Raw genomic sequence first — 21,381 nt, 5'->3', positions numbered from 1 at the left:
ATCAGACAGCTCATTTTTTAAATTTTAGAAATTAACTAAATCAGGATCGTCAGCTACACGAGTAGTTCCATGCAGTCCATCGATGGCCTTCATGTCAGCATCATCAATTGTGAAATCAAAAATGCCGGTGTTATGTTGAATACGTTCAGCATGAGTTGATTTAGGAAGTGGTAAGAAGCCGTGTTGCAATGACCAACGGAGCATTAATTGTGCAGAACTATGGCCATATTTTTCACCAAGGTCACGGAGTAATTGAACTGACAGGAGTTCACCAGTACCTAAAGGACTATAAGCTTCATTTAAAATATTGTATTGTTCATTTGCATGGGTGACTTCAGGTTGTAAGTCACAGGGATTAAGGTAGTTTTGATTAACCGCCGGTGTAATCGTGGCAGTTTTCATAAGTGAGGCTAAATGGTGTGGACGGAAGTTAGACACGCCAATCGCACGAACTTTACCCGCTTTGTAGGCTTCTTCCATTGCTTGCCAACTTTCGGCATTCATTTGTTCCCAATTGTCACGGAACTTGAGGGGGTTGGGCCAATGAATTAAGTACAAATCAACGTAATCCGTTTCTAAACTTTTTAAAGAATTATCGATAGCTTTTTGAGTTGCTTCGTAGCCATGATCATCATTCCAAAGCTTTGTGGTTAAGAAAATATCATGACGATCAACGTCACTATCTTTAATTGCTTTGCCAACACTGCCTTCGTTACCATAGGCGGTTGCAGTATCAATGTGACGGTAGCCAGCATCAAGTGCGGCCTGGACAGATTTGTACGCAATATCACCATCAGCGGATTGCCAAGTACCAAATCCAACGATTGGAATTTTTACATCATTATTCAAAGTATAAGTGTCAATAAGGCTTTGCAAGTTATAATTCCTCCAAACTTAATATGATTACCGCCTAGTTTAACACACAAAGTAGTTTAACTAGTCAAAAAGGAGCGAATTTTAAGAAAAAATGTAAGCGCTTGACTGCCGACTTAGAAATCAACTTTACCAAAACTTCGTAATTGGTAAAATTGCTATTATTTTTGACGTTCTATTTTACCAAATGGTCTATTTTGGCAAAATAGATAGTGAAATTGAGTGTTCTATTTTACCAAAACAGCTATTTTGGTAAAATAGGTAGGTAAACAAATGATTCTATTTGACCAAAAGGCCCATTTTGGTAATTTAGAGAAATGAGAGGTAATGTAATCATGAAAAATTATCAATTGCTGAGTACATTTAAATATGGATCAAATGGTCATTCAAGCCTAAGTGAAGAAGAGATAAACGCTGAATATTTGCATCGGATAAACGATTATTCAGCAACTGTGACGGCGATGTTTCCACGTCTAGTAAATAAAGAAAGCTTAGAAATGGGCATTTTAAATGGGAAAAGTGTGGCAAAGTTTAATGACCCAATCTTTTGGATGGTCACGCCCAAAATCCTTATGTTATTAGATACGGTCAGAAAGCAATCAGCAGAAATATCTGCGTTAATTTATACTAACAAAATACCTACTGTTGCGATTAACAGTTATACGTATTCCATGCTGACAAACGAAATATTTTTCTCAAATGAAATTGAAGGAGTGCACACTAATCCTGAAGAAATTAGTACCATTGTTTGGGATACTGACACCAAAGTTGACAATAAGCATAGACGTTTAGAGTCGACAATCCGGCAATACAAAGCTTCGCTGCAAGCCAATCAAAGGCAGATCAATAATTTATCTGATTTTAGGCAAATATACGATCAACTATTGGAAGGTGAAATATCGAAAGACTCACTACCAGATGTGAATATTATTCGTGATAGTTTTGTTTATATTGGTCGGCAGAATAACACAGTTCACTTGCCTCCGGACAATGAGCAAGATATTAGTTTGGCGTTGTCACAATTGATTACATTTATGAATAATGACGATGATGTAATTCCAATTGTTAAAGCCATTGTTACACATTTTATGTTTGAGAATACTCATCCATTTAGAGATGGCAACGGAAGGATGGGAAGATACTTATTATCCTCATACTTATCAAATAAATTGGATGTATTTACAGGTTTATCAATTTCAACATCAATTCATACCCATGTTCAGAATTATTATCGGTTATTTAGGGATGCTGGTAATAGTGAAAATCGTGCAGAGCTAACCCTTTTTATTGAAGGAATGCTTGAAATTATCGCTGATGGTCAAACTGAGGTGTTAAACCAATTTAGTTTGCGGATGCAGACTTTGCAAAACGGGTTGGAGAAATTGAAACAAAAATTACCTGATATGAATGATGATGAATCCAATATCTTATATATCTTTCTGCAGTCTAAGTTATTTACCAGCAGTGGAACTACAGATGGCATTACAGATAATGAATTGGGTGAATTTATTAAAGAAAATAGTAATATTTCACGTCGTAAATTTAAAGATATCGTTAAAAAATATACTGGCAATGGGGTACTGAAAACTATTAAGAGAAAACCATTACAGCACATTTTGAATAGCGAATACATTAACTAATTAGCTGGCCCAATTTTCCATTGTATAAGCCATTTGCCAAAAGTTCAGTTCATAATTGCTACTCTTTAAAAAGGAATCTTTAATCAAAGCTTGTTCAGCAGAGTCGGCATTTTCGCCGAGGTGATTGACGAGTTCAATCATTTGGTCAGTGCCGGTATCAAATTCGGTGCTGGCATAGCTGTCTAACCATTCTTGATAAATTGGCACAGGGGACTTCTCGTGAATGAGACGATGCCCAATTTCACTGTATAACCAGTAACAAGGTAACAGGGCGGCCACGGCAGAAGCGGTGGTGCCATTAGTTAATTCGTAGTTCATGTGGGTCACATAACTATACGCGGTTGGGGCAATTGGTGTTTGTTGTATTTCATCTAGGGTAATGCCAATTTCTTGGAACATTGTCGAACGAATATCGGTTTCACCATCATGCATACTGGCTGCTCCAACTAACAGAATGTCTTTGTCGGCCGGATTATCAATCAAAGTGGCAATCTTTTCATGTAAATCACCAAACTGTTCTAAATAATATCGATCTTGTTTGAGATAATACCGAAATTTTTCGATAGGTAGTTGACCAGCCGCTAGTTCAGTAATGAAAGGGTGCTGGTAGCTTAAATTCCAAACCGGTTGGGCGATATCAAATAGTTCATTGCTAATATTTGTCAAAATAAAAAGACCTCCAGAAATTGTTTTTATCTGGGGGTCTTCATCGAATTTTTGTTGGTTGAAACGTGTTCGACACAACAGCTAGTTCACCTAACTCGTAAAATTATGAGTTAAAAAACAAACTCAAAATTTTCCATTGTTAGTGCTCACTAGCTAGACGTTGTGTCTCACACTCTCTAACTTCCTACGCCACCATTACGTGGATCAGGTTCGATGGGTATTTTCTCAGCCAAGTTGGCACCCCAGATATTTAAGTTAAGAATAGACCGTCACAGTGGGGTTGTCAATTAAGGTAATTACCAACCGAACTCTTCATAATAAATTTGCCATCCCCGAATACCGTGTTTTTTCAAAAAGCGTTGCCAGTGTTGCCCTAACGCGGCCGGCCCGGAAACGAGAAAAATGGTGTGGTTCACATCAATAGTCGCTAAATAGTTTTCAAGTTGTGCGTCCTTAAATCGGCCCACTTGCAGCTGACTAGAAAAATTAGGAGTGGTGTTCCAATAATCAAATTGATCTAGGTGCAAGAAATCGGTTTGCTTTTGGACGGAATAAAAAATATGAATGGGTTTCTCAAGGTTATGGTTAATAAGGGACAATAACGGCACGACACCAATGCCACCACTAATCATCACTAGTTGTGTACCCGGATGTTCATCAATGAAATTTTGAAAACGACCGTAGCCACCTAATATTTTAACTGGCGTTCCAATTGGTACTGATGCCAATGATTTCGTAAAATCACCATCCTCACGCACAATTAATTCAAGTTGACCATCAGCCAGTGGATTATTCGCTAGTGAGAAGGGATGGGGTTCCTTCATCCCCGGTAAATTTGGAAAGGCGATAAAGACAAAGTCCCCCGTTTGAAATTGCCGCCGCAACCGCGGCATCTTTACGCTTAATTGCACCACATTGTCTGCTAGCTGGTCGAGTTCTATTAACTCACCAGTTGGCTGTTGGAAATGCACTCGATAAACACTCACCAAATAACTCAGCGCCACGATTCCCGTATATGCTCCAAATAACATCATATAATTATGCATTGCCAGGATGTATGGAATTAAGATGACGTGAATAATCACCAAGGCGGTCGCCACTAAATTCAGCCGGTGCAACCAAACTGAGATTTCATGTTGGAACAACGTTTCTAACCAGTGCTTGAGGTGATTTAAAACTGGCACGCGATTAGTGAGCCAACCAGCTAAGAAGATCAGTGAATACACGCCGACCGCGATAAATAAATACAAACCCCAATCACCAGTCCATTTAATCCAGCCACTCGAAGGCAGCAAGAGCTTATGCACGAAGGCTAATCCAATCGCTAAAATACTGATGATGCCGTGAACTAAATACATTGACGGTAACCCAATCAAGCGGTCCAACCACCGCGGACGCGTCGCTAAATAAATCGCGGCCAACATCCAAATATAGGCCAACGTTCCGAATTGAATCGGCATCAAGGTGTCATGATATAAGGCAGGAAGTTCATAGTAAGTGGCCTGTAACAAGGGCAACGGCAAGACAAAGATAATTAAAAGCCAGACTAGGCCATTACCAAATTTATAATTTTTGAGCATCGAACCACTCACCTCCTGCAAATGCTTGAACCGATAAATCGTCATAGACGACCATTCCCGACAATTGATGTAACTCAGACAACCTTTTAAAGTCAGTCGCTGCCATACTTAGCCCAGCGGTAGCCCAAATATCCGCCGTCGTCAGCGAATCACCGATGATGGTTAATTGGCGAAAATCATTGGCCGCTGGTCGCTCGATATGCAGCCCGCGTTTGTTAAAACCAGAGGTGGCGACCGCGTCATTGGTGAGGTGATAAGTGGCCAGTATCCGCTGCAAGTTGGTCGGATTTTCCATGCCAATCTCCCAATTAAATTCACCATCGTTGGTCGCCAATTGCATGTCACCACCACCGTTGATTCCGACGGCAATGAACCACGGATGGTCCAGTAATGGTTGTAAAAATTGTTGTTGCGCTGTTTCGATGGCCCAACCTTTCACTAAACCAGTCGGGTCGAAGTAACCGTGATAGTAGGCATTAAACCCGCCTTGAGTAAATTGTTTAGCATCCTCACTCAAAGCATAAATAGTTTGAAAAGTCGCATCCGCCGTGAGTAAATCCAATTCGTGGCGTTGAAAGCGACTGACATCTGAATCTACTTTGAAGGGTGAGAATTGTTGATCAACTTGGGCTAAAAATCGGTCGACTTGTTGAGAAACCGTCGCAATTTCTGCGGTTACATCAACTTCAGATGGCGTCATAAAGGTCAACGTAAAGGGAACATTCATGTGATTTAACACGCGAGTTTGTTTGCGTAGGGTTGAATTCATCGCTAATCCTCCGCTTGATTGAGAGCATCTTGAAGCGAACCTTTGAAGCCTTTATAGGTTTCGGTGGCGCCAGACACTTGCTGGATGTGACTACTTTGGGCACTTAACGCTTCTTGCTTGTAGGTGGGCAGGACCTTAGCGTTAATCGATTCACTTTTACGCTCATCATTAGGATATTTCAGTACATCAATGGTGGTAATCTTGCCACCAACGACATTGATTTTCAGCTGTACGTCACCGTATTCAGTTTCAGTGGCCTCGCCGGTATAGGTGCCATCCTGGTATTGATTGGCCGTCGGGTTGCTACTAGCCGCAGCAGAACTGGTGGCCGTTTTATTTTTGGCCGTGGTCGTGGTCGCTTTTGACTGGCCAAAAAAAGTATAAAAGAAGTCTAAGACAATTGCACCAGCAATCGCCAGACTGAGTAAGCCGGCAATTATTTTTTGTACATACGGAACCCCTCCCCAAATTTGTTGGTGTTAATGTATCACCATTTATCATAAAGGGGCGAGATAAAGCTTGTTCATTTTGTCACGATAACCATTGTTTAAATACAACACACCGCTCAATCATTTGGCACCGTCGCCAGAGTTCGATACAATTGAACCAAATGAAATGAGGAGTAGTGACATGGCAATAATTGAATTGAAACAAGTTGACTATCAGATTGACGATAAAAAAATCTTAGATTCGATTGATTTAGCGGTGGAACCCAATGATTATTTAACCATTACGGGTCCTTCCGGCAGTGGTAAAAGTACGGTGTTATTATTAATGGCGCAAATGGCGACCGCCACGGCGGGCAACCTGTATTATAATCAGACGGATATTGCAGAGCTAAATCCGGTTGAGTATCGCCGGGAAGTTTCCTATTGTGTGCAACGACCAGCCTTGTTTGGAGAAACGGTGGCCGATAATTTAAAATTCCCAGCGGAAGTGCGCGGTGTGGAATTTGACCAAACGCGGGCAGTGGATTTGTTAACTAAAGTTCAGTTGCCAGCCTCCATGATGGATGAAAAAATTATTGATATCTCCGGTGGCGAACGCCAACGTATTGGCCTCCTGCGTCATTTAATGTATGTTCCCAAAGTATTACTGCTCGATGAAATCACGACCGGACTGGATGCCGAGAATAAGGCGATTGTCTGGAATTTAATTCAAGCGGTGCACAATGAAGATCAAGTTACCATCATTTCAGTTACCCATGACCAACAAGAAATCGACAGTGCCAAAAAAATGATTCAAATTATTGAGGGGAGGATTGGCAAATGAATTTAGTCGTTAGTAACTTATCATTAACCTTAGTCACCGGCTTAGTGTTAGTCGCTTTATTTATTAGTTATCGCGAAAAGTTGGGCCTGAATAAAGATATTGTCATTGGGGTAATTCGGACCGTGATTCAGCTGACGGTAGTTGGGTACGTCTTGAAGTATGTCTTTAAAATTAATAACTGGGCGCTGACGGTGTTGATGATTTTAATTATTATTGTCAATGCGGCCGATAACGCGCGCAAACGCGGACCTGGGATTGATAATGCCTTTTTAATTTCGTTTATTGCTATTTTAACCAGTACCGTTGTGGTGGTGGGCACGTTGATTGCGACCGGTTCGTTAAAAATGATTCCGGCGCAAATCATTCCGTTTTCGGGGATGGTAGCCAGTAACACGATGGTCGCGATTGGCTTATGTTATCGCAGCTTGAATACGAGTTTTCGCGATCAACGCCAGCAGATTATTGAAAAGCTTGCCTTAGGAGCAGAAATTAAATTAGCCTCCAAATCAATTTTAGGTGAAAGTGTTCGGGCGGGTATGTCACCAACGATTGATTCGGCAAAAACGGTCGGCTTGGTGAGTTTACCGGGGATGATGTCTGGTTTGATTATTGCCGGCGTGGACCCGGTCAAAGCCATCAAGTATCAAATCATGGTGATGTTTATGTTGTTAGCGACAACCGCGATTGGGTCAGTGATAGCGTGCTACTTGGCTTATCGCAAGTTTTACAATACCCAAATGCAGTTAAAGTAACCGTTTCTTAAAAAGTTCTCACAAAAAAGAGGCACAACGCAAATTTGCGTCGTGCCTCTTTTAACATAGATTTTTATGAATCCATTAAGGTATCAAGCATTTGTTGAACTGATTGGTTCAAGCTATCTTTAGATTTATCATTACCTAGATGGGTGTAAATTTCACCGACATAGACATTGTTTTTGAATAAGACATCAAAGACACCATCGATAATCGTTTGGGTCCGCGCTTGCTCTTGAACCGGGCCAAATGGATTGGCAAAGAAGGTGGTACTCATACCAACTTCATCAGTGGTTCCTAAAGCAAAACGTTTGCCATCCGTAAAGGTCTTCTTGGCATCGGCCAATTTTTCAAAACGATGCAAGCCAATTTCAGTATCATAGTTATTGGCGTAAACCCACATATCGATATGGTGACGTTTGATAACCCGGTCATAGGTGTTCGCTGGAATAATAACTCGGGCATTTTTTTGTTCCGGATTGAGGTAAACTCCACGGTCCATGTTGTTAAAGGCCACGGCGCTACTCAAGTCATCAAGCCGGACGAACGCGCCAATTTCAGTTCCTTGGGCATACAAGCCTTCAGGATCATTGGGGTCAAGGGTAAAGCTACCCATGTCATCAAAAATGGTTTCCATTTCATGAATCTGTTCACCCGCAATTTCTTGCAAAGCTTCAATTGATTCAGACTTACCGGCACCAGAATCGCCAAAGAAGACGACGGTTTTGGTTTTACCATTTGAGAACTTAATCTTGACCATTGATCCATGGATTGGTAACCGGTTTTGATAAATCATGTGGAGGTTGTGTAATGTGAGACACATTTTCTTCATATAACCAAAGTAAGTGGTTTGGTCATTATAAGGCACTTCACCAACCCAGATATCATTACTTTCATCGTAATGATAGTGACTGACGTCCCCTTCAGTTTTGTCGACCCCAAAGAGTAAAATCAAATCTGGTTTGTGGTTAGTAATGAGTTCTTCATCGGCAAGTTCAAACAAGTTCGCTAAGGCTAAACCACTGACAAAGTAGTCTTGATTGAAGTAAATAAAGGCTAAACTTTCACCAATTTTGGCTGGGTAACAGTACCATTCGCCCGGTTTCCCATCAAAATGATCGATTGGATTGTAATCGACACTTGAAAAAGTCCCTTTGCGTTTGTTACTTGGTGTATGCATCATCATTGGTGGACGCAACATAATTTTATCAATAAAGTTAATTGATTTTAATTGTTCATATTCAGTGGGGATTGACCACTTGTAAGGCTTAATCATAATGGATGCGTTGGTACCGGCATTGACTTGACGATACGTATGATTAGGGAAGCCTTGGATTTTTTCTTCCACGGCCCGGTAAAGATTACGGACAAGATCGTTAAATTTGTCATCAATTCCTAAAAACTCGGTGTTTAGGATTTGGTTGTGAGTGGCATTCATGACCGAGATGCGCAGGAATGAACGGTAGAATGAATACAAGTTTTCAACACTAGTTAAGATTTCTTTAGCATCAAATGCGTCGTAAACGGTGGCATCGTCAATTAACAGTCGTTTAATCACGGCCACGTATTCAGCACTCGTTAATTTATTGATTTTCGTTTGATGGTTAGGCGTTGATGATAAGAAACAGTCGACCACTTGTAACATTTCATCGCTGTTTAATAGAGAGAAGACGTTACTCAAATATTTTCGATTGTATTTGAGGACGGCAATCTTTCGATCAAGATTCAGATACGTAGAGCCAGTTTTAATGCTATTCACATTTTCCATTGATAATCAGTTTCCTTTCTCGTTATAACCTTTTGGGTATTGAAACAATCATAATACAAGGCGAAACACGATACAAGTGGATATTTTCACAATCTTCAAAAAGAAAAGAATGAAAGCGCTGTTAACTCTAAATCTTAATGAGTTAACCGGAAAATGAAAAAATTTTAATGTTTGGCGAGATTTTGGTCAAACTTGTTATGTAAGCACTTTTACAGTACAATTAATTCGACAATTAAATAATCATGAAAACACTAGGGGTGTTCGTAGACGAACTGAGATTTGCTTATGCAGCAAAGGCCCTTGGAACCTGTAAGTTGGTACTTGCGTAGGAAAGTGTAAAATAAAAATATCGATGAGTGCATGCCACATGTTGATATATTTTTACCATTAATCCTAAAGTCCACTGCGGCTTTAGGATTTTTTTGTTTCAGCTCATGGTTCAAACGATTGTTGAATTATCACAACTTCGTACCAAGAAAGGAATTTATCATGCAAATTGAACTTTTAGATCAAATTCGTGCGCAAAATCCAATTGTGTTTAACATTTCTAATTTTGTGACGGTGCAAGACGTGGCTAATGGCATTAATTCAATTGGCGCTTCACCAATTATGTCTGAAGAAATCGCTGAGTCTGAAGAAATGGTCGCCATCAGTTCTGCCGTAGCACTTAATTTAGGGGCCTTTACTACCGCTCAAGTCGCCCATATCAAGCGGGTCGGGCAATTGGCTAACCAATACAAAAAGCCATTGGTGATTGATCCAGTTGCCGTCGGGGCAATTAAATTTCGCTTAGATGTTGCCGAACAATTGTTAACTGATTTTCAAGTTGATATTATTCGCGGCAATGCTGGTGAAATTGCCGCCTTGGCTGGTGTTGATTGGCAAGCTAAAGGTATCGATGCTGGGGAAGGGAGTGGCGATTTAGATGCCATCGCGAAAGCGTGCGCCTTGAAGCAGCATTGCGTCGTAATTTTATCCGGTCCAACGGATGTGATTAGTGATGGCAAAACGGTGGCGAAAGTCAAAAATGGAACCCCACTATTTCAATTACATGTTGGTTCTGGTGATATGCTTTCCAGTATCGTCGGCGCGTTTGCTGCCGTTAGTGACAATTATTTTGAAGCAGCCAAAGCGGCCTGTGCCGTCTTTGCAGTCGCGGGCCAACTGGTGGCAGAAGAACTTGGTGGGGAACTACCTGGCACCTTTTCAGTTAAATTAATGGATAAACTACACTTGGTGACGCGTCAACAAGTTGAAGAAAAGTTGAGGGAAGCATAATTATGGAACAATTCGTACAAGCATTATCAATTGCCGGCTCCGATAGCGGTGGTGGTGCGGGGATGCAAGCCGATTTAAAAACGATTCAAGAACGGCACGTGTTTGCGACGACCGTGTTAGTGGCGATTACGGCGCAAAATACCTTGGGCGTCAATGATGCGTTTGCGTTACCTACCAAAATAATTGATGAACAATTTGAAGCTCTTGCTGAGGATTTGGCCATTAAAGCCTGCAAAACGGGGATGTTAGCCGATGTGGAACGGGTCCGGGCGGTCGTAAAAAACTTGAAAAAGTTTGATTTCGGTCCCCTGACGGTCGATCCGGTCATGATTGCTAAAGGTGGTGCTCCATTGTTAAGTGAAGATGCAATCGCGGTGGTGAAAAATGAATTATTGCCATTGGCGACGATTGCCACCCCTAATTTACCTGAAGCCGAAAAATTGACGGATGTGTCGATTGAAGATGAAGCCGATATGGAAATTGCGGCCAAAAAATTACAGGCCGTCGGGGTTAAAAACGTCATGATTAAGGGCGGCCATTTTGTCGGGGATGATCAAAGTAGTGACTTTGTATTACTTGAAGATGGTACGTCATTTTGGTTGACTTCTCCACGCGTGGATACGATTCGAACCCATGGGACGGGAGATACGCTATCTGCTTGTATCACAGCTGAACTTGCCAAGGGAAAATCTGTTGAGGATGCGATACGAATTGGGAAAAAATATGTCGATGAAACGATTCGGCACGGCATTATTGTTGGGCACGGTCATGGACCATTGAATCACTGGGCAGGCCGCAATAGTGATGAAAGTAACGGTTAAGCGTGAAACAGGATTATTAACTCAGGAAAGAGAAAAATTAATGAAATTTAAACCAGAGATGCTCCGCGTATATTTAATTGCGGGCACACAAGATGTTAATCACGATGTTGATGATTACTTGCAACGTGTGGAGAAAGCATTAATCGCCGGAGTGACGGCCTTTCAATTTCGTGAAAAAGGGAGTTCACAGTTAACGGCGGACGAACGACTGACACTGGCACAGCAATGCCGTGAACTGACGACGAAGTATGATGTACCGCTGATTATTGATGATGATTATGAATTAGCCATTAAAGTCCATGCCGATGGGGTCCATGTTGGTCAAAAAGATCAACGAGTGGAACAAGTGATTGCGGCTGTTGGGGATGATATGTTTGTGGGATATTCATGTAATACTAAAGCTCAAATTGATCATGCTAATCAACTGCAAAAAATTGCCTATTTAGGAAGCGGACCAGTGTTCCCAACTGGCTCCAAAGATGATGCGGACCCAGTGATGGGATTTGAAAAATTGAAAGAATTAGTGGAATATAGCAATTTCCCAATCGTGGCCGTCGGTGGAATCACCCCCGACAATGCTAAGGACACAGTTGATAAAACAGGTGTGGCGGGAATTTCCGGAATTTCAATGATTATGCAAAGTCCGGATGTGGAACAGACGGTTAAAGACTTATTATCGATATATTAATGATGACAACTCGCATTAAAACTAAAAGTATCTGCGGATACTTTTTTAATTTGTGCTGAACTATTTAATCTGATAGCCTTGATTCAAGAGACACTTGAACGCCAAAATAAAAAAGTAGAGATATGTAAATGGTCAAGGATATTGCTAAAATTTTGATTAATCAACGTGAAAATAAGGTGAGTGCCAGTTTATATTATTGGCTGCAGATTATCTTTTCTTTTAATAGTAATCGTATAGAAGGCTCAACCTTAAGCGAGAAACAAACCCAACAAGTCTTTGATACTGGCACTATTTTTGCAGATGAGAATGGTTTAATTGTGGTTGATGATGTGCTAGAGACTTCTAATCATTTTAGAATGTTTGATTATGTTTTAGATACAATCGATGTGGATTTAACCAGTGAATATCTGTTTAAACTGCATACAATGTTAAAACGAGGGACAAAGTCAGAATTAGATTCCAAGATGAACGTGGGTGGCTTTAAACAATTTCCCAACCAAATTGGTAGTATTGAAGCTGTTCAAACAACTTTACCAGCTGAAGTTCCGCATGCAATCCAGAGTTTGTTAGAAAAATGGAATGCGGATCCGCATTCCAATTTATTGGATTTTGCCAAGTTTCATTATCGATTTGAGACAATCCATCCATTTAGTGATGGTAATGGTAGAATTGGCAGATTAATCCTCTTCAAAGAGTTATGCAAAGCGGACTTAATGCCGTTGGTCATTAGAGAATCCAACAAACCATTTTATTTACGTGGATTAAAAAAATTTGAAGATGATGACAGCTATTTAGTCGATACATTGGGTGCTGAACAAGATTATTACACGCAGCTAGTTGAGCGATTTTTAGAAATTTAATGATAGGCACTGTTAGTGCTTATTTTTTTTTGAGCATATTTTTATGTAAAGCGTGGTAAAGCTTGTATGATTTGGTCAATTAAATGGATTAATCCAACTGAAGGATGAGGTTCAAATGAAAAAATATCACTTATTAATTTTAATTCTCGCAATGATTTTTGGCCTCACGTTAATTAATAATACGGATGCGAGTGCCAACACGCCCACTATATTTTTGCATGGATATTCAGGGACGCATCGTTCAACGGATGGCTTAATTAGGGCAGCGGAAAAGCAGGCAGATGCTACTAAAGCCATGACTATCAACGTTCAATCTTCTGGCAAATTAGATATCAAAGGGACATTAAAGAGCAAAACTAAACGACCATTGATTCAAATTAATTTTATTAATAATCATGCGAAGAGCTCAACACAAGCCAAATGGATTACCGACGCGCTGCAGTTACTGCAATCAAAATATCATGTGAAGCAATATAATGTTGTCGCACATTCAATGGGAAACGTTTCGTTTTTTCAAGCAGTTGCGCAAAATGTCACAAAGTTACCAACTTTGAAGAAATATGTCATTTTAGCCGGGCCGTTTAACGGAGTGATGGGGAGAAATGACGCAGCCAATAAAAATAAGCTACTCGCACATTATCAACCAAAAATATATTTTGATGGGTATCAACAATTGTTAGATAGCAGCCAGTATTTTCCAAAAGATGTAAAAATATTGAACATCTATGGTGATTTGAATGACGGAACGCGCTCAGATGGACGTGTTACTGTGCAATCGGCACTCTCGATTAATTATTTGTTGTATCAAAAACCAGACACCATTAAAAATATCAAAATGAATGGAATTCAGCATAGCGGGTTGCACAACAGTAATCGTGTGAATCAAAAATGGATTAAATTTTTATGGTGAGAGTGTTTAATAATTTTGTTAATTTCTGATCGTTTGTGTTCAATCATCGGCAGGTTGTGCTAGTATTTTGACAAACGTTCTTAAAGGAAGTTCACAAGTGAAAAAAATTCGATTAATTGTGCTAATTTTTGCCATATTGTTTGGCATTAGCATTTCTACAACTGCTCACGCGAAGACAACTGTTGCCACACCCACGTTATTTATTCATGGCTTAGGTGGAACCAAGAAATCAACGGATGGATTAATAACTGCAGCTGAAACGAAGGTTAATGCTAAAAAAGTGATGACTATCACCGTGGCAGCAGATGGGACTTTAGATGTGCAAGGATCATTCTCAAAACAAGTCAAAAAGCCCTTGATTCAAATTAATTTTACTAATAACGAAGCTAGTACAACCACACAAACACAGTGGCTGACAAAGGCGCTGCAATTGCTTCAAAATAAATATGGGGTGACCAAGTATAATGTGGTGGCTCACTCTGCCGGTAACGTTGCGTTCTTTCAAACGGTAACTCAAAAATCAGTTAAACTACCAACGTTGAAGAAATATGTTATTTTGGCTGGCCCATTCAATGGGGTGGTGGGGATGAACGATGCTGCCAATCAAAATCAATTGTTGAAGCATTACCAACCGCAAACTTATTACGCTGCTAATAATTATTATCCTGGGTATCAACAGTTACTAGATGTTAGTCAACGATTTCCAAAACATGTCAAAATTCTCAACATTTATGGTGATTTAAATGATGGTACACACTCAGATGGACTAGTGACTATTCAATCAGAATTGTCGATTAATTACTTGTTGTACAAGCATAATGATCAAATTAAAAATGTCAAAATGGTTGGTTTATCGCATACCGAATTGCATAAAAGTGCGAAAGTAGATCAAAAATGGATTAAATTTATTTGGTAGAAAAAAACCAATAACCACTCAAAACCCGAGTAATTATTGGTATTTATCATTAGAATTCCGAGTATAATCGACTCAAAAAGCACTATTTCTTTACCAGCTAGCTTTCTTTACACCAGGAATTTGTCCGAGGTGAGCGTAGTGCCGGAAATTTAAACGAGACATTCCAAAGTCACGCATATAACCACGTGGACGTCCGTCCAATTGGTCACGGTTATGGCGACGTGTAGGTGAGGCATTGCGTGGTAACTTGCTTAGAGCTTCATAATTATGCGCAGCCTTCAATTGTTGACGTAATTCTGCATACTTTGCAATTGTTGCATCAATTTTTGCAGCTTTTGCAATTTTAGATTTTTTGGCCATTGATGGTCCTTTCTGAGCAATAAACTTAAATATCGACGATAACGATAAACGATTTACTTACTAAAAGCAAGTAAATTGCTTTTTTAGGCTAATTTACTGTTATCAAATTGCTCAAACGGTTACAATAAGCGTATTAATTGAATTGGAGGCTTTACTCATGAAATCAGATGAAAGTTTATATCATACAACTACAATTAATCCCCACGGCATGCCCGGACGTGCTTATGTGTTAGGTAACGGTGAACTGAATGTTCAAGTTAGTTCTCCTAGAAAACCTGAAGAGCCAGGGACGAACCCAGAACAATTATTAGGGTTAGCCCAAGCTACATGTTTAGCCTCAACATTACAGACGATTCAAGAGGGCCGAGGAATCGAATATCAAAGCGAAGTTCGAGTGGGGGTTGATCTGAAATATGATACTCATGGTTTGCGATTTGTTATTGAAGTTCAAGCACGAATTCCAAATGTAGAACCAGAAGAAGCTCAAAAACAGTTGGATTTTGCTGAAAGTCGGTGTCCCGTTTCCAAATTACTAAGTGGAAATGAAGATGTATCGGTCAAACTAGTCGATAAATTTACAGTTTAAATATTCTCAACAAATATTTCTAAATTTCATGTTTCTTTCTTCATATTTTCTTCACACGAACTCGGTATAGTTACACCATACCAATTAAACCTCTTTTCATTTACTCCTCCAAAGTAATGAAAACAGTAGCTGGAAAGCAGCTACAATCCTACTCCTAAATGATTAGCTTACCCGGGCTAATCATTTTTTTTTGCAATTATAATTGTTTTGCGTTGCCTGCTTTTGCTTGAAAACGGAAGGTCTCTGGTATATATTTATACATGAAAAGAGAACCAGCTGAGGACACAGCTGGTTCCCTACCTAATATAGTGTCACTTTGGTTGAGTAGTCGTGTAAACGACTACTTTATTTTTGGAACGGAGCAAGGAAACACGTTCTTTCAAGGACGTGATGGATTGCTCTTTTTTATTGCCCGAAGGGCTATTGTAGATGGTGTTAATAAAAAGTGCTATAATTACTAGTATGAAAGATACTAGTAGATTTACATATGGTAGAACATCCGTCTACAATCTGAACTACCACATTATATGGGGAACTAAATACCGCAACAAAGTGCTCAAAGGACACGTTGAAGTTGTATTGAAGCGAGTTCTAAAAGAAGTCGCCGATAAATATGGGTTTAGTATCGACCATATGGAAATTGGTAAAGATGACCATATCCACTTGCTTGTGAGTGCACCACCTAAGCTCTCAGTAACGAACATTGTTCGTTGGTTAAAAGGCATATCAGCGTGGACACTTTTCAAAGAGTGCCCTGAACTTCAATCTTCGTACTGGAAAAAGCAAGACCGGCATCTGTGGTCACCTAGCTACTATGTTGAAAGTATCGGGACAACTAATGAATCCGCTGTCGCTAAATACGTAGATGACCAAAAGAAAAAAGAGGTGAATCTTAATGACTCTAAAGGCGATTAAAACTAGAATCTATCCAACTGTTGGACAACAGGACAAGATAGTCAACAACTTCGGTTGTTGTAGATTCGTTTGGAATCAGCTACTTGCAATGCAATCTGAACGCCACGACAACGGTGGCAGTTACGTCAATGAGTTTGGTATGAACTATCTCATTAAGCAACTGAAAGCTGAGTATCCGTTTCTAAAGAAAGCTGAGTCAACATCATTATTACATGTTAGTCGAGACTTGAATCATGGGTTTCAGAAACTATTTAAAGAACACCATGGGTACCCAAGATTTAAATCACGAAAGTTTCCAAAACAAAGCTACCAAAGTAACTCTGTAAACCATAATATTCAAGTCGTCAAGGAAGGTTATCTGCGACTTCCTAAACTCGGTACTGTTAAATTCAAGTGTGGTCAAATAGTGACGGGAACAATCAAGAATGTCACTATTCGTAAGTCATTTGCTGGTAAATTCTACGCCACTATCCTTGTAGATACTGAAATAGAAAAGTTGCCAGAAACTGGCAATGCTGTTGGCATTGATATGGGCGTTGCTGATTTGATGATTACTAGCAATGGTGTGAAGTATCCCACTATCCGTTTTGACAAGATTATTGCCAACAAGAAACACCATTGGGAAAAACGACTTGCACGGCGCCGTCTTCATGCAACCAAAGAGATTGCATGGGACAAACACAACAAAGTTGTGGAACCCCGTGAGATGTCTGACTTCAAGAACGTTGAAAAAGCGAGAATCATGGTTGCCAAATACAACGAGAAAATCGCTAATCAACGTAACAACTATCTCCATCAGCTTACAAAGCAATTGGTGACTAACTATGATGTGATCAAAATCGAAGATTTGAAAACCAAAAATCTTCTCAAGAATCACAAGTTGGCACGTGCAATTGCAAACCAGAGTTGGCGCGAGCTACGCTCACAGCTTGAATACAAATGTGCTTGGTATGGAAAACAGTTAGTCACCGTTAACCCACGTAAGACAAGTCAAATATGTTCAACCTGTGGATATGATGATGGTAAACACACCTTAAATATTCGCCAGTGGACGTGCCCACAATGTGGCACGAACCACGACCGCGACATTAACGCGGCGGTGAATATCTTAAAGGCGTAACCGACTGAAATGGGCTGGAACAGCCCTTAGTAAAAAGCCGTAACCTCTACGTATCATTCAAAGAGTGATAGGCAAGTATGCGGTGTTCCTAGAAGCCCGGGAATTTATTCCCGGAGTAGTTCACTGTTCGTAACACAGTAACCAGAATGATTATCGTTTGAATTACATTGATAATCATCTGACATGTGTCATTGAACAATTTAAAATAGTCCAATTCACAAAGTGACCTTTCTTTAGTTTTCACCGTTCAGACCCCCTAACGTATAAGTTGGTTGTATAGGTCTGCCATGTGACACTAATGTATTAGGGAGCGGTTTTACCCACTCACTATATAAATACGTAACTAATTTGCAATTACATTTTATTAGATGTAATTTTTGACTTTGAGCTTCGAGTTATTTGAAACATTGGGACAGAATTACTCAATAGTATCGGGACATTTTCGCTGGTGATTACTCTAAGATAATTATTTTTTTCATGCAGTTATTTGCAAACATATGATTACTGTAATAAAATGAATGAAGATATTAAACACGATACATTTTAAGTAAACGTTCAGAAAGACGCTGGTCGATGAAAAGCGTACGTTGAAATTCCGGTGTAGATAAGGTGGGCGGGTAATGCCGCACGGTTAATTGACCGTTATCAGTTTTCAAAGTGTGCTGTAATGGCAAACTTGGGTGGTACCGCGGAAAAGAGCTATTTCGTCCCAATGAGGGAGAAGTAGCTCTATTTTTATGCCAAAAAATACGAGGAGAAATACAATGTTAGATATTAAGAAAATGCGCCAAGATCCAGATTACTTTAAGAAAAGATTAGCTCAACGCGGAACAGACCCAGTTGATTTGAACAAAATTTTTCAACTAGATGATAAGCGACGCGAATTAATCAAAGATACAGAAGAGCTCAAAGCCAAACGAAATGAAGTTTCAAAGCAAATTGGTGCCGCCAAACGAAACAAAGAATCTGCTGATGATGCGATTGCGGAAATGCAAGCCGTTGGTGACGAAATTAGTAACATCGATAAAGAATTGGGCAAAATTAACCACGAATTCCAAGTACGGATGGCGCATTTGCCAAATATGCCTCATGAAGGAATTCCGGTTGGCCCTGATGAAGATTCAAACGAAGAATTTAAAAAAGTTGGAACAATTCCAACCTTTTCATTCGAACCTAAAGCCCATTGGGATGTAGCAGAGGATCTTGGAATTCTTGACTTTGAACGTGGAGCCAAGGTTTCTGGTGCTCGTTTCGTATACTACGTTGGTTTGGGTGCGCAATTAGAACGTGCCGTTTATAATTTCATGCTGGATGAACATATGGCAGAGGGCTACACTGAAATTTTGCCTCCATACTTGGTTAACGACAAAACAATGTACGGAACCGGCCAATTCCCTAAGTTCAAGGAAGACGTTTACCAAATCAACAATGAAGATCAAGAATTAACTTTGATCCCAACTGCAGAAGTACCGTTGACGAACTTCTTTGCTGACGAAGTGATTCCTAGTGAAGATTTACCCGTTTATGTGACTGCCTTAACGCCTTCATTCCGTTCAGAAGCTGGTTCGGCTGGTCGTGATACTCGTGGCTTAATCCGGATGCATCAATTTAACAAGGTCGAAATGGTTAAGTTTGCTAAGCCAGCTGACTCATATATGGAACTAGAAAAAATGACAGCGAATGCGGAAAGTATTTTGCAAAAATTAGGCTTAGCTTACCACGTTATTAAGTTATCAACTGGTGATATGGGCTTCTCAGCTGCTGAAACTAATGACGTTGAAGTTTGGATGCCAGAACAAAATATTTATCGTGAAATTTCAAGCTGTTCAAATACACAAGATTTCCAAGCTCGTCGTGCGCATATTCAATATCGTGATGAAAACGGCAAATTACAATATGTCCATACTTTAAATGGTTCTGGATTAGCGGTTGGACGGACAGTTGCAGCCATCCTTGAAAATTGCCAAAATGAAGATGGAACAGTTACAATTCCAGAAGTTTTAGTACCTTATTTCCACGGTATCACTAAGATTACTAAAGAAAATGCGGTGCCATTTAAGAAGTAGAGAGTGTGACAATCCACGGGTAATTTTTGAGCATTAATAGATAACTACTATTACCCGGTTTTGGGGTAGTGGTAGTTATTAATTAAGCACAGAAAATTGTGGTGGTAACACGTTTAAGAAGTAAATTGATGGTTGAATCACGTTTCAAAATAAAAACAAGCGTTTCACCTTTAATCGGGCGAAACGCTTGTTTTATTTGTATTAATTTAGTTCCAGTAATCTTCATCACCATATGATAAGTGAGTTGAATCTTCTTCCCAAACATCAAAATCTTGTTGTAATCTCTCGATTTCTTCGTGGGCACGTTCGACAGCATTCGCGCCAGCCAAGAAATGCAATGGTGGGTTAGTGACATTGCTAAGTTTAATAATGGCTTTGGCTAACAAATCAGGTGAACCATCTTGTTGTCCTGAATTACCTTCGAAACGGTCAGTATTACTATGAGCGGTTTTCGCATAATCGGCAATGGTTGAATCAGCAGCTTGGTGTGAACGACCAGCCCAATCGGTTCTAAATGGTCCAGGTTCCACATTGGTGATTTTGATACCTAAAGGTTCGACTTCGTACGCTAAACCCTTTGAGAAACCTTCGACGGCATGCTTTGTAGCATTATAATACGCAATTCCGGCACCACCAAGGATACCAGCAATTGAGGAAATATTGATAATTTGACCAGATTTCTGACTGCGCATGGTTGGTAACACGGCACGAGTCATAGCTGATAATCCCCAGAAATTGGTTTCCATCAATGAACGCACAGCCTTTTCATCAGCTTCTTCAACGGAGCCAAAGTAACCCCAGCCAGCGTTATTGACTAGGACATCAATTCGACCAAATTTATCAATTGTATCTGATACTGCCTTAGCAACTTGGTCCTCTTTAGTAACGTCCAATTCCAATAATAGTGTGTTTTTGTTGTCTGCCCAGTGTTGAATTTTCGCAACGTTTCGAGCGGTTGCTGCAATTTTTGCGTTTGTTTTTTGTAGTTCTTCAACCAAGTTTTTACCAAAACCAGTTGATGTTCCCGTAATTAACCAAACTTTTTCTTCTGCCATGAATAATTGCCCCTATTACTGTATTTACCAGTCATGATAGCATTTTCAGTTGGACATCACAAACTGTATTTTTTAATCATAATTTAATTTTCTTGTTGACAATCAATGTGAGGTTCGTATAATTGAACTATTCTCAAGAGAAGCAAAACAGAGAGTCGAGGAAAGCTGCGAATCGACATTTACATGGCTGAACACAATGGGTGGTTCCGATATCAACCGCAAGAGTCAATTTGGAAGTATTCCAGATTGTAAAACTTGGGTGGAACCGCGTTAAATATAAACTTAACGTCCCTGGTACGAACTTTCGTGCCGGGGATTTTTTTGTATAAAAGTAAAAGTGCCGAACAAATCGAATAAGCATTGAGCATTAACGAAAGCCAGGAACAGTTGGTGCAATCCAACTGAGATTGGATAAAGTTAAGTGGAGATGCTTGATTTACGAGGCCGATGTAGAAAAGTGCTGAACAAATCGAATTTAGTGGATTT

The 21,381-nt window shown here is 39.9% G+C and carries 21 protein-coding genes and 2 riboswitches; of the genes, 13 read left to right on the top strand and 8 right to left on the bottom strand.

The window, feature by feature from the left end:
- Positions 1-24: 24 nt before the first annotated feature.
- Positions 25-876: an aldo/keto reductase gene (locus F0161_RS10345; RefSeq protein ID WP_150204521.1), complete on the bottom strand. Its 852-nt coding sequence runs from the start codon at positions 874-876 to the stop codon at positions 25-27.
- A 332-nt stretch (positions 877-1,208) separates the two neighbouring features.
- Here F0161_RS10345 and F0161_RS10340 point away from each other — a divergent pair, with 332 nt between their 5' ends.
- Positions 1,209-2,513: a Fic family protein gene (locus tag F0161_RS10340; RefSeq protein WP_190318867.1), complete on the top strand. Its 1,305-nt coding sequence runs from the start codon at positions 1,209-1,211 to the stop codon at positions 2,511-2,513.
- On the opposite strand, the gene tenA is transcribed toward F0161_RS10340, so the two are convergent.
- From tenA to F0161_RS11790, 4 genes are all read right to left on the bottom strand, one after another.
- The gene (gene tenA, locus F0161_RS10335) at positions 2,514-3,179 is read right to left on the bottom strand and encodes a thiaminase II (RefSeq protein WP_150204519.1); all 666 of its coding nucleotides are present in this window, start codon (positions 3,177-3,179) and stop codon (positions 2,514-2,516) included.
- 164 nt (positions 3,180-3,343) lie between these two features.
- Positions 3,344-3,434, bottom strand: a riboswitch (TPP riboswitch).
- 41 nt (positions 3,435-3,475) lie between these two features.
- Positions 3,476-4,759, bottom strand: coding sequence for an FAD-binding oxidoreductase (locus F0161_RS10330; protein WP_190318866.1), 1,284 nt, complete (start codon positions 4,757-4,759; stop codon positions 3,476-3,478).
- Complete coding sequence (locus F0161_RS10325) at positions 4,743-5,528, bottom strand: FAD:protein FMN transferase (RefSeq protein WP_150204517.1); 786 nt, start codon at positions 5,526-5,528, stop codon at positions 4,743-4,745. Before F0161_RS10325 ends, F0161_RS10330 begins: the two co-directional genes overlap by 17 nt.
- A gap of 2 nt (positions 5,529-5,530) precedes the next feature.
- Positions 5,531-5,755, bottom strand: a complete 225-nt coding sequence (locus F0161_RS11790) for an FMN-binding protein (RefSeq protein ID WP_318635341.1) — start codon at positions 5,753-5,755, stop codon at positions 5,531-5,533.
- A gap of 403 nt (positions 5,756-6,158) precedes the next feature.
- Between F0161_RS11790 and F0161_RS10315 the strand changes: the two genes are divergently transcribed.
- Both F0161_RS10315 and F0161_RS10310 read left to right on the top strand, forming a co-directional pair.
- Positions 6,159-6,800: an ABC transporter ATP-binding protein gene (locus F0161_RS10315; protein ID WP_150204516.1), complete on the top strand. Its 642-nt coding sequence runs from the start codon at positions 6,159-6,161 to the stop codon at positions 6,798-6,800.
- Positions 6,797-7,552: an ABC transporter permease gene (locus F0161_RS10310; RefSeq protein ID WP_150204515.1), complete on the top strand. Its 756-nt coding sequence runs from the start codon at positions 6,797-6,799 to the stop codon at positions 7,550-7,552. The genes F0161_RS10315 and F0161_RS10310 overlap by 4 nt, the downstream gene beginning before the upstream one ends.
- A 73-nt stretch (positions 7,553-7,625) precedes the next feature.
- On the opposite strand, the gene F0161_RS10305 is transcribed toward F0161_RS10310, so the two are convergent.
- A complete protein-coding gene (locus tag F0161_RS10305; protein WP_150204514.1) occupies positions 7,626-9,320 on the bottom strand; it encodes a phosphoenolpyruvate carboxykinase (ATP) in 1,695 nt (564 codons plus the stop codon).
- 243 nt (positions 9,321-9,563) lie between these two features.
- Positions 9,564-9,669, top strand: a riboswitch (TPP riboswitch).
- 140 nt (positions 9,670-9,809) lie between these two features.
- Between F0161_RS10305 and thiM the strand changes: the two genes are divergently transcribed.
- The 6 genes from thiM (at position 9,810) to F0161_RS10275 (ending at position 14,793) form a co-directional block, all read left to right on the top strand.
- A complete protein-coding gene (gene thiM, locus F0161_RS10300; protein ID WP_137602439.1) occupies positions 9,810-10,598 on the top strand; it encodes a hydroxyethylthiazole kinase in 789 nt (262 codons plus the stop codon).
- A 2-nt stretch (positions 10,599-10,600) separates the two neighbouring features.
- A complete protein-coding gene (gene thiD / locus F0161_RS10295; protein ID WP_404825388.1) occupies positions 10,601-11,419 on the top strand; it encodes a bifunctional hydroxymethylpyrimidine kinase/phosphomethylpyrimidine kinase in 819 nt (272 codons plus the stop codon).
- A gap of 40 nt (positions 11,420-11,459) precedes the next feature.
- On the top strand, positions 11,460-12,107 hold the full coding sequence (gene thiE, locus F0161_RS10290) for a thiamine phosphate synthase (RefSeq protein WP_150204689.1): 648 nt from the start codon (positions 11,460-11,462) through the stop codon (positions 12,105-12,107).
- Between the two features lie 128 nt (positions 12,108-12,235).
- Entirely contained in the window at positions 12,236-12,967 is a 732-nt protein-coding gene (locus F0161_RS10285) for a Fic family protein (protein ID WP_150204512.1), read from the top strand.
- Between the two features lie 115 nt (positions 12,968-13,082).
- Positions 13,083-13,877 (top strand): alpha/beta hydrolase, encoded by a 795-nt coding sequence (locus F0161_RS10280; RefSeq protein WP_150204511.1) that lies wholly within the window; start codon positions 13,083-13,085, stop codon positions 13,875-13,877.
- Between the two features lie 97 nt (positions 13,878-13,974).
- Entirely contained in the window at positions 13,975-14,793 is an 819-nt protein-coding gene (locus F0161_RS10275; RefSeq protein ID WP_190318865.1) for an alpha/beta hydrolase, read from the top strand.
- A 90-nt stretch (positions 14,794-14,883) separates the two neighbouring features.
- Here the strand turns inward: F0161_RS10275 and rpsN are convergent, their stop codons facing one another.
- Positions 14,884-15,153 carry a 30S ribosomal protein S14 gene (gene rpsN / locus F0161_RS10270; RefSeq protein ID WP_137602844.1) on the bottom strand — a complete coding sequence of 90 codons (270 nt, stop codon included), beginning with the start codon at positions 15,151-15,153 and terminating at the stop codon, positions 14,884-14,886.
- A gap of 157 nt (positions 15,154-15,310) precedes the next feature.
- Here rpsN and F0161_RS10265 point away from each other — a divergent pair, with 157 nt between their 5' ends.
- From F0161_RS10265 to serS, 4 genes are all read left to right on the top strand, one after another.
- Entirely contained in the window at positions 15,311-15,739 is a 429-nt protein-coding gene (locus tag F0161_RS10265) for an OsmC family protein (RefSeq protein WP_137602843.1), read from the top strand.
- A 462-nt stretch (positions 15,740-16,201) separates the two neighbouring features.
- The gene (gene tnpA, locus F0161_RS10260; RefSeq protein ID WP_150204509.1) at positions 16,202-16,654 is read left to right on the top strand and encodes an IS200/IS605 family transposase; all 453 of its coding nucleotides are present in this window, start codon (positions 16,202-16,204) and stop codon (positions 16,652-16,654) included.
- Entirely contained in the window at positions 16,635-17,774 is a 1,140-nt protein-coding gene (locus F0161_RS10255; RefSeq protein ID WP_150204508.1) for an RNA-guided endonuclease TnpB family protein, read from the top strand. Before tnpA ends, F0161_RS10255 begins: the two co-directional genes overlap by 20 nt.
- 764 nt (positions 17,775-18,538) lie before the next feature.
- Entirely contained in the window at positions 18,539-19,840 is a 1,302-nt protein-coding gene (gene serS, locus F0161_RS10250; protein WP_150204507.1) for a serine--tRNA ligase, read from the top strand.
- 206 nt (positions 19,841-20,046) lie between these two features.
- Here the strand turns inward: serS and F0161_RS10245 are convergent, their stop codons facing one another.
- A complete protein-coding gene (locus tag F0161_RS10245) occupies positions 20,047-20,895 on the bottom strand; it encodes an oxidoreductase (protein ID WP_150204506.1) in 849 nt (282 codons plus the stop codon).
- Between the last annotated feature and the right edge of the window lie 486 nt (positions 20,896-21,381).

The organism is Paucilactobacillus nenjiangensis, from assembly GCF_008632615.1.
GTDB lineage: Bacteria > Bacillota > Bacilli > Lactobacillales > Lactobacillaceae > Paucilactobacillus > Paucilactobacillus nenjiangensis.
Note: the sequence above shows the minus strand (reverse complement) of the source record. Positions and strands in the feature narration are given on the sequence as shown.

What these genes read in the sequence shown, in the direction of transcription:
- F0161_RS10340 (WP_190318867.1), top strand. Translation starts at nt 1,209, where the DNA reads ATGAAAAATTATCAATTGCTGAGTACATTTAAATATGGATCAAATGGT.
- F0161_RS10305 (WP_150204514.1), bottom strand. Translation starts at nt 9,320, where the DNA reads ATGGAAAATGTGAATAGCATTAAAACTGGCTCTACGTATCTGAATCTT.
- tnpA (WP_150204509.1), top strand. Translation starts at nt 16,202, where the DNA reads ATGAAAGATACTAGTAGATTTACATATGGTAGAACATCCGTCTACAAT.
- F0161_RS10255 (WP_150204508.1), top strand. Translation starts at nt 16,635, where the DNA reads ATGACTCTAAAGGCGATTAAAACTAGAATCTATCCAACTGTTGGACAA.
- F0161_RS10315 (WP_150204516.1), top strand. Translation starts at nt 6,159, where the DNA reads ATGGCAATAATTGAATTGAAACAAGTTGACTATCAGATTGACGATAAA.
- F0161_RS10330 (WP_190318866.1), bottom strand. Translation starts at nt 4,759, where the DNA reads ATGCTCAAAAATTATAAATTTGGTAATGGCCTAGTCTGGCTTTTAATT.
- F0161_RS10280 (WP_150204511.1), top strand. Translation starts at nt 13,083, where the DNA reads ATGAAAAAATATCACTTATTAATTTTAATTCTCGCAATGATTTTTGGC.
- F0161_RS10245 (WP_150204506.1), bottom strand. Translation starts at nt 20,895, where the DNA reads ATGGCAGAAGAAAAAGTTTGGTTAATTACGGGAACATCAACTGGTTTT.
- serS (WP_150204507.1), top strand. Translation starts at nt 18,539, where the DNA reads ATGTTAGATATTAAGAAAATGCGCCAAGATCCAGATTACTTTAAGAAA.
- thiE (WP_150204689.1), top strand. Translation starts at nt 11,460, where the DNA reads ATGAAATTTAAACCAGAGATGCTCCGCGTATATTTAATTGCGGGCACA.
- F0161_RS10310 (WP_150204515.1), top strand. Translation starts at nt 6,797, where the DNA reads ATGAATTTAGTCGTTAGTAACTTATCATTAACCTTAGTCACCGGCTTA.
- thiM (WP_137602439.1), top strand. Translation starts at nt 9,810, where the DNA reads ATGCAAATTGAACTTTTAGATCAAATTCGTGCGCAAAATCCAATTGTG.
- F0161_RS10265 (WP_137602843.1), top strand. Translation starts at nt 15,311, where the DNA reads ATGAAATCAGATGAAAGTTTATATCATACAACTACAATTAATCCCCAC.
- rpsN (WP_137602844.1), bottom strand. Translation starts at nt 15,153, where the DNA reads ATGGCCAAAAAATCTAAAATTGCAAAAGCTGCAAAAATTGATGCAACA.
- F0161_RS10325 (WP_150204517.1), bottom strand. Translation starts at nt 5,528, where the DNA reads ATGAATTCAACCCTACGCAAACAAACTCGCGTGTTAAATCACATGAAT.
- F0161_RS10285 (WP_150204512.1), top strand. Translation starts at nt 12,236, where the DNA reads ATGGTCAAGGATATTGCTAAAATTTTGATTAATCAACGTGAAAATAAG.
- thiD (WP_404825388.1), top strand. Translation starts at nt 10,601, where the DNA reads ATGGAACAATTCGTACAAGCATTATCAATTGCCGGCTCCGATAGCGGT.